The 8,012-nt window shown below is 74.2% G+C and carries 1 protein-coding gene; it reads right to left on the bottom strand.

Features of this window, described 5'->3' with window-relative positions:
* On the bottom strand, positions 1-8,012 hold an 8,012-nt coding region (locus AC4IJH_RS42770), incomplete at both ends, for a type I polyketide synthase (RefSeq protein WP_490857450.1).

Genomic DNA, 8,012 nt, shown 5'->3' with positions numbered 1-8,012 from the left:
GTGGTCTCCGGCGCACCGGCCCCCTCGCCCTCAGCGGGAGCCTCGGCAGGAGCAGGGGCCTCCTCCACGATGACGTGAGCGTTGGTGCCGCTGATACCGAACGCCGACACACCGGCGCGGCGCGGACGGTCCCCGGCGGGCCACGGCACCGACTCGGCCAGCAACTGCACCTCACCGGCCGACCAGTCCACGTGCGGCGAGGGCTCCTCCACGTGCAGCGTCTTCGGCAGTTCGCCGTGCTGCATCGCCAGCACCATCTTGATGACTCCGGCCATGCCGGCCGCGGCCTGGGTGTGTCCGATGTTGGACTTCACCGAGCCCAGCCACAACGGCCGTTCCCCGGCGCGCTCCTGGCCGTACGTGGCCAGCAGTGCCTGCGCCTCGATCGGGTCGCCCAGTGGCGTTCCCGTACCGTGCGCCTCCACCACGTCCACATCGCTGGCCGACAGCTGGGCGCTGGCCAAGGCGGCGCGGATCACGCGCTGCTGGGACGGGCCGTTGGGCGCCGTCAGACCGTTGGACGCACCATCCTGGTTGATCGCGCTGCCGCGTACGACCGCGAGCACCTGGTGGCCGTTGCGCAGGGCGTCGGACAGCCGCTCGACGACGATCATGCCGGCGCCCTCGCCCACGCCCATGCCGTCGGCGGAGGCCGAGAACGCCTTGGAGCGTCCGTCGGCCGCCAGGCCGCGCTGCCGGGCGAAGCCCACCATCTCCCAGGGCGTCGCCATGACCGAGACACCGCCGACCAGCGCCAGCGAGCACTCCCCCGACCGCAGTGCCTGAGCGGCCATGTGCAGCGCCACCAGCGACGACGAACACGCCGTGTCCACCGTCACCGCCGGAGCCTCCAGGCCCAGCACGTAGGAGATACGGCCGGAGATGATGCTCGTCGCGTTGCCGGTCACCAGGTGGCCCTCGACCTGCCCGGCGCCGTCCTGGTCTGCGAGCTGGAGGCTGGCCAGCGCGTAGTTGGACGAGTACCCGCCGACGAAGACCCCGGTGCGCGAGCCGCGCAGCGATGCCGGGTCGAGGCCGGTGGACTCCAGGGCCTCCCAGGACAGTTCGAGCAGCAGCCGCTGCTGCGGGTCCATCGCGACCGCTTCGCGCGGGCTGATCCCGAAGAACCCCGCGTCGAACTCGGTCGCCTGGTGGAGGAACCCGCCCCGGCGCGAGTAGGTGGTCCCGGCGTGCGCGGGGTCGGGGTCGAACAGGGCCTTTGTGTCCCATCCCCGGTCCTGCGGGAATTCCGAGATTCCCTCGCCGCCCGCGGCCAGCAACTCCCAGAGTTCTTCGGGGGTGTTCACCCCGCCGGGGAAGCGGCAGCTCATCGCCACGACGGCGATCGGCTCGCCGTCGGCGGCCGCGGCGGCCGGGACATCCGGGGCCGCCGTGTTCTCCGCCAGGGCACCGAGCAGTGTCATCCGCAGGTGGTCGGCCAGCACCGTCGGATTGGGGTAGTCGAACATCAGCGTCGCGGGCAGCGCGAGGCCCGTCACCGTGGCGATACGGTTCCGCAGCTCGACCGAGGTGAGCGAGTCGAAGCCCATCTCGCTGAAGGCGCGGCCGGGTTCGACGTCGTCGGAGCTCGAGTGGCCGAGCACGGCGGCGGCCTCGTCCCGGACCGTGTCCACGAGCATCCGGTCCTGCTCCGCCCGCGTCAGGCCGGTCAGCCGCTGGGCCAGCTCGCCCTCGGCCGGCTGCCCGCTGGTCTCCGCCCGCGGCGCCGCCTTGAGCTGCTGGACGTCCGGCAGGTCGCGCAGCAGCGGGATGTTCAGGAACTCCGCCTGGCCGGGAGCGGCCGCCAGCGCGGGCAGGTCGAGGTCCATCACCGTCAGTACGGTGTCCGGGCCCGTCAGTGCCCCGCCCAGAGCCTTGACCGCCAGGTCCGGGTCCATCAGGACTTCCCAGCGGTTGCGGCGCAGCCGCTGCCGGGCCGCGTCGCTGGCCTGGGACACGCCGTCGCCCGCCCAGGGGCCCCAGGCCACCGAGAGCGCGGTCAGGCCCCGGGAGCGCCGGTTGTCCGCCAGCGCGTCCAGGAACGCGTTCGCCGCCGCGTAGTTGGCCTGGCCCGCGCCGCCGAAGGTGGCCGCGGCCGAGGAGAACAGCACGAACGCGTCGAGGTCGAGGTCGGCGGTGAGTTCGTCGAGGTGGGCGGCGCCGGCGGCCTTGGCCGCGAGCGCCGTGGCCAGCCGGTCGGCGGTCATCCGGTCGAGCACGCCGTCGTCGAGGACGCCCGCGGTGTGCATGACCGCGGTCAGCGGCGGCCCGTCGGCCGCGATGCGGTCGATGAGTGCGGACAGGTCGGGACGCAGGGCGCTGTCGCAGGTGCTGACCTCGACGTGGGTCCCGGCGGCCGCCAGGCTCGCGGCCAGTTCCACGGCGCCGTCGGCGGCGGGTCCCGACCGGCTGGCCAGGACGAGCCGCTGCGCGCCGCGGCCGGCCAGCCAGCGGGCCACGTGGCCGCCGATCGCACCGGTCCCGCCGGTGATCAGCACGGTGCCGCGCGGCGTCCAGTCCTGGCCCGCCTTCGGCTGCGGGGCCCGGGTCAGACGGCGGCCCAGGATTCCTGCGGGCCGGATCGCGACCTCGTCCTCGTCGCAGCCGGCGAGCACCGAGCACAGACGGCTCGCGGCGCGTTCGTCGAACACGGCGGGCAGGTCGATCAGACCGCCCCAGCGTTCCGGCTGCTCCAGGGATACGACCCGGCCGAGTCCCCAGGTCTGTGCCTGCACCGGGTGGTTGAGCACATCGCCGGGGCCGGTGGCGATCGCCCCGGAGGTGAGCATCCACAGCGGCGCGGTGACCCCTGCGTCGGTCAGTGCCTGCAGCAGGGTCAGCGTGCCGAGCACTCCCCCGGGCACCACGGGCCACTGCGCGGTCGGCGCCTCGTCCAGCGCCAGCAGCGACACCACGGCGGTCGCCCGCGCCGGTGTCCCCTCTTCGGCGCCGGTCTGCAGGGTCCGGGTGATCTCGGCGGCCAGCTGCTCGCGCCGCGCCGTACCGGGCTCGACCTCGACGACCTCGGTACGAGCGCCCCGGACGGCGAGCGCCCTTATGCAGGCCTGGGTCAACTCCTGGGTACGGCCGGTCCGGTGGGCCGGGACCGCCACCAGCCAGGTGCCGGACACAGTGACCGGGGCCGGGTCGGTGAGGGGAGCCCAGTTCACCCGGAACCGCCAGTTGCCCGTGACGTCCCGCTCCCGTTCGCGCCGTCGCCAGGTGGCGAGCGAGGGGAGCACTTCGTGGAAGGACCGCTGTCCGTCCACCGCCAGCGTGTCGGCCAGGTGTTGCAGGTCCCCGCCCTCGACCGCCGCCCAGAAGCGGGCCTCGGCCTTTGTCGCCGCGCCGTCCCCGCCGGTGGCCGCCGGGGTGTTCACGCGGGACGCGCCGAGCCAGTACCGCTGGTGCTGGAAGGCGTAGGTGGGCAGGTCCGTGCGCTGTCCTGCGGGCAGCACCTGCTGCCAGTCGACGGTGGTGCCGCCCACGTACACCTGGGCGAGCGCCGTCAGCAGCCGCCGCGGGCCGCCGTCCTCGCGGGTCAGCGTCCCCGTGATCACCGGGGCGCCGGCCGCGCCCATGTCCTCGATCGTCTCGGCGATCCCGGTGGTCAGCACCGGCTGCGGGGACACCTCGATGAAGGTACGGTTCCCGGCCGCTGCCAGTTCCCGGATCGCCTCGTCGAAGCGGACCGTGTGGCGGACGTTGGCGAACCAGTACCCGGGGTCCAGCTCCGTGCCGTCCATCCACCGGCACTCCACGGTGGAGAACAGCGGGATCCGGCCGGCTACCGGCTCGATGCCCGCCAGGCTTTCGGTCAGTTCACCGGCCAGTCGTTCCACTCCGGCCGAGTGCGCCACGAAGTCGGTCACCGGGATCGGCCACCGCATGACGTGCCGGGCCGCGAGCTCGGCCCCGAACTCCGCCAGCGCTTCGGTCTCGCCGGAGACCACGGTGGCGGCGGGTCCGTTGACCGCCGCGACGGACAGCCGGTCGCCCCAGGGGGCCAGCAGTTCCCGTACGGCCGCCGCGGGCATCACGACGGAGAGCATCCCGCCGCCGGTGCCCAGCCCGGACAGCGCCCGGCTGCGTACCGCCACGACCTTGGCAGCGTCCTCGAGGGACAGGATCCCCGCGACCGTGGCCGCCGCGATCTCGCCCTGGGAGTGGCCCACCACCGCGCCCGGCGTGACGCCGGCCGCCTCCCACACCGCGGCCAGCGACACCAGCACCGCCCACAGCGCGGGCTGGACCACATCGGCCCGCTCAAGGGCGGGTGCGCCGTCCGCTCCGGCCAGCACATCGGCCAGGGACCAGTCCACGTACGGTTCCAGGGCCCGCTCGCACTCGGCGATCCGGGCCGCGAAGACGGGCGAGGTCTCCAGCAACTCCCGGCCCATTCCCGCCCATTGGGCGCCCTGGCCGGGGAAGACGAACACCGCCTCGCTCGCCTCGGCGGCCGCGGCCGTCCCGGTGACGACGCCGGGCGCCGGCTCCCCGGCCGCCACCGCGGCCAGGCCCTTCGCCAGTTCCTCGCGTCCGCTGCCGGTCACCACGGCCCGGTACTCGAACACGGAGCGGGTCTGCGTCAGCGACCACGCGACGTCCGCCGGGTTCAACTCCGGGCGCGCCGCGGCGTATTCGGCGAGGCGGGCCGCCTGCACCCGCAGGCCCTCCGCCGTCCGTCCCGACACCACCCAGGCGCAGGCTCCGCCGGCGTCGAGGGCCGCGGGGGCTGCGTCGGGCACTCCGGCGCCCTCGGTGTCCGCGGCGCTCTCGTCGTCCGCGGGCTCGGGGGCCTCTTCGAGGATGATGTGCGCGTTGGTGCCGCTGACGCCGAAGGAGGACACGCCCGCCCGGCGCGGCCGGCCGTCGGTCTCCCAGGGCCTCGCCTCGGTCAGCAGTTGTACCTGGCCCGCCGTCCAGTCCACGTGCGGCGAGGGCTGGTCCGCGTGCAGCGTCTGCGGCAGCTGCTTGTGCTGCAGCGCGAGGACCATCTTGATCAGTCCGCCGATGCCGGCCGCTGCCTGGGGGTGTCCGATGTTGGACTTCACCGACCCCAGCCACAGCGGCTGTCCCTCCGGCCGGTCCTGGCCGTAGGTGGCGATCACCGCCTGTGCCTCGATCGGGTCGCCGAGCACCGTTCCCGAGCCGTGCGCCTCGACCACGTCCACATCGGCGGTGGACAGCTGGGCGCTGGCCAGGGCGGCCCGGATGACCCGCTGCTGCGAGGGGCCGTTGGGCGCGGTCAGACCGTTGGACGCGCCGTCCTGGTTCACCGCGGAGCCGCGCACCACGGCCAGCACCGGGTGTCCGTTCCTCCGGGCGTCCGACAGGCGCTCCAGCACCACCATGCCCGCGCCCTCGGAGATGCCCATGCCGTCGGCGTCGGCCGAGAACGACTTGGACCGGCCGTCGGGGGCCAGGCCCCGCTGCCTGCTGACCCAGACGAACAGGTCGGGGGTGGCCGCCACGAACGCCGCTCCGGCCAGCGCCAGCGAGCACTCCCCGGAGCGCAGCGCCTGCGCGGCCAGGTTCACCGACACCAGCGCCGACGAGCAGGCCGTGTCGACCGTGACCGCCGGGCCCTCCAGTCCGAGGGTGTAGGAGATACGGCCGGAGAGCACGCTGGTCGTGATGCCCGTCAGCAGGTGTGCGTCCAGGCCCTCGGCGGAGTCGACGGCCATGCCGTATCCCGCGAAGCTGGCGCCCGCGAACACCCCGGTGCGGCTGCCGCGCAGCGACGACTGGACGATGCCCGCCCGCTCCAGCGCCTCCCAGGACGTCTCCAGCAGCAGCCGCTGCTGCGGGTCCATGGCCAGCGCCTCGCGCGGGCTGATCCCGAAGAATCCCGCGTCGAACTCGGTCGCGTCGTAGACGAACCCGCCCTGACGCACGTACGAGGTCCCGGTCCGGTCCGGATCCGGGTCGTACAGGCCGTCCAGGTCCCATCCACGGTCCTGCGGGAACGCCCCGATCGCGTCGGTGCCCGAAGCCAGCAGCTCCCACAGCTCCTCGGGGCTTCTGACGCCGCCGGGGAAGCGGCAGCTCATGCCGACGATCACCACGGGGTCGTCGTCCGCGGGCGCCTGGCTCACCAGTACGGCGCCGTTCCGCTCCTGGACACCCAGCAGTTCGGAGCGCAGGTATCCGGCGAGCACCGACGGGGTCGGGTAGTCGAAGAGCAGCGTCGCGGGCAGCTTGAGGCCGGTGCTCGTGCCGAGACGGTTGCGCAGTTCGACGGCGGTCAGGGAGTCGAAGCCCAGGTCGCTGAAGGCCCGGCTGCTCCCGATGGCCTCCGGCGAGGAGTACTCCAGTACGGCCGCGGCTTCGGCCTTGACCAGGTTGACCAGGGTCCGGTCCTGCTCGGCGGCCGGCAGTTCCGCCAGCTGCCGCTGCAGGGTCGTACCGGCGTCCGGGTCGAGGGCCGTGCCGCTCCCGGACGCGTCCGCTTCCGCGCCGTCCAGGGCCTGCCGGACCTCGGGCAGGCTCTCGATGAGCGGGCTGGGCCGCCGCAGGGTGAACGGCGGGGCGAACCGTGCCCAGTCCACGTCCGCGACCGTCACCAGGCCTTCGCCGGCGTCGAGGATGTGCGCCAGTGCCTGGACGGCCAGGGCGGGGCTCATCAGCCGCAGCCCGCGCCGCTCCAGCCGTACTCCGTCCTCCCCGGAGCTCATCGCTCCGCCGTTCCACGGGCCCCAGGCCACCGAGGCAGCGGGCTTGCCCTCGGCGCGGCGGCGCTCCGCCAGCGCGTCCAGGAAGGCGTTCGCCGCGGAGAATCCCGGCTGCTGACCACCGCCCCAGACGGCGGCGACCGAGGAGAACAGCACGAACGCGTCGAGGTCCAGATCCGCGGTCAGCTCATCGAGCCAGAGCGCCGCTTGCGCCTTCACCGCGAGGACCGGGGCGAGCTCGGCGACGTCGATGTCGTCGATCGGCCGGTCGTCGACGATCTCCGCGGTGTGCACCACGGCGCTCAGCGGTCCGATCGTCCCGGCCCGGCCCACCACTGAGGCCAGCTCGGCGCGCTGCCCGGTGTCGCACGAAACGATGTCCACGGAGGTTCCCTGGGCGACCAGTTCGGCGGCCAGGGCCGCGACGCCGGGCGCCGCGGGTCCGCTGCGTCCGGTCAACACCAGCCGGGACGTGCCCCGTTCGGCCAGCCAGCGCGCGACGTGACCGCCGATCTCGCCGGTGCCGTCGGTGACCAGCGCGCTTCCGCGCGGCTTCCAGCGGGCCTCGGAACCGCTCGGCTGCGGGGCGCGGGACAGCCTGCGGCCCAGGATTCCGGTCTCCCGGATCGCGACCTGGTCCTCGCCGCCGCCGGCCAGCACCGCGGCGAGGCGCGCACCCGTACGTTCGTCGAATACGGCGGGCAGATCGACCAACCCGCCCCAGCGGTCCGGGTGTTCCAGCGCGACGACCCGGCCCAGGCCCCAGATCTGCGCCTGCACCGGAGCGGCGGGCGCCTCGCCCGAGGCAGCCGCGACGGCGCCGCTGGTGAGGATCCACAGCGGCGCGGCCACGTCGGCGTCGCCGAGGGCCTGCACCAGGGCGAGGGTGGTGGCCAGGCCTTGGGCCACGACCTCGCGGCCGGGCAGCGGCGTCTCGTCCAGCGCCAGCAGCGAGACCACACCCGCCACCGTGGCGAGCCCCGCGTCCGGCAGTGCCGCACCGAGCGCCGCGGCCACGTCCGTACGGTCTACGGCGGCGGCCGGTATCTCGACGATCACGGGCTCGGCGCCGCGGGCGGCCAGCGCCGCCACACACCCCTGGGCCGAGTCATCCGCGGTCAATTCGGCGGGGACCACGACCAGCCACTGTCCCGAAAGCCGTGCAGTGCCCTGCTCGGTGGCAGGAGCCCACGTCACGCGGTAACGCCAGCCCGCCGTCGCCGACCGGTCCTGCTCGCGGCGCCGCCAGGACGCCAGCGCGGGCAGCACCGCACCGAGCTGCTTCTGGTCCTCGATCGCCAGCGTGTCCGCGATCTGCGCCAGATCACCACCCTCGAC

Source organism: Streptomyces sp. UF-297 (genome assembly GCF_058245575.1).
This window is presented reverse-complemented; position numbering and strand designations above follow the sequence as displayed.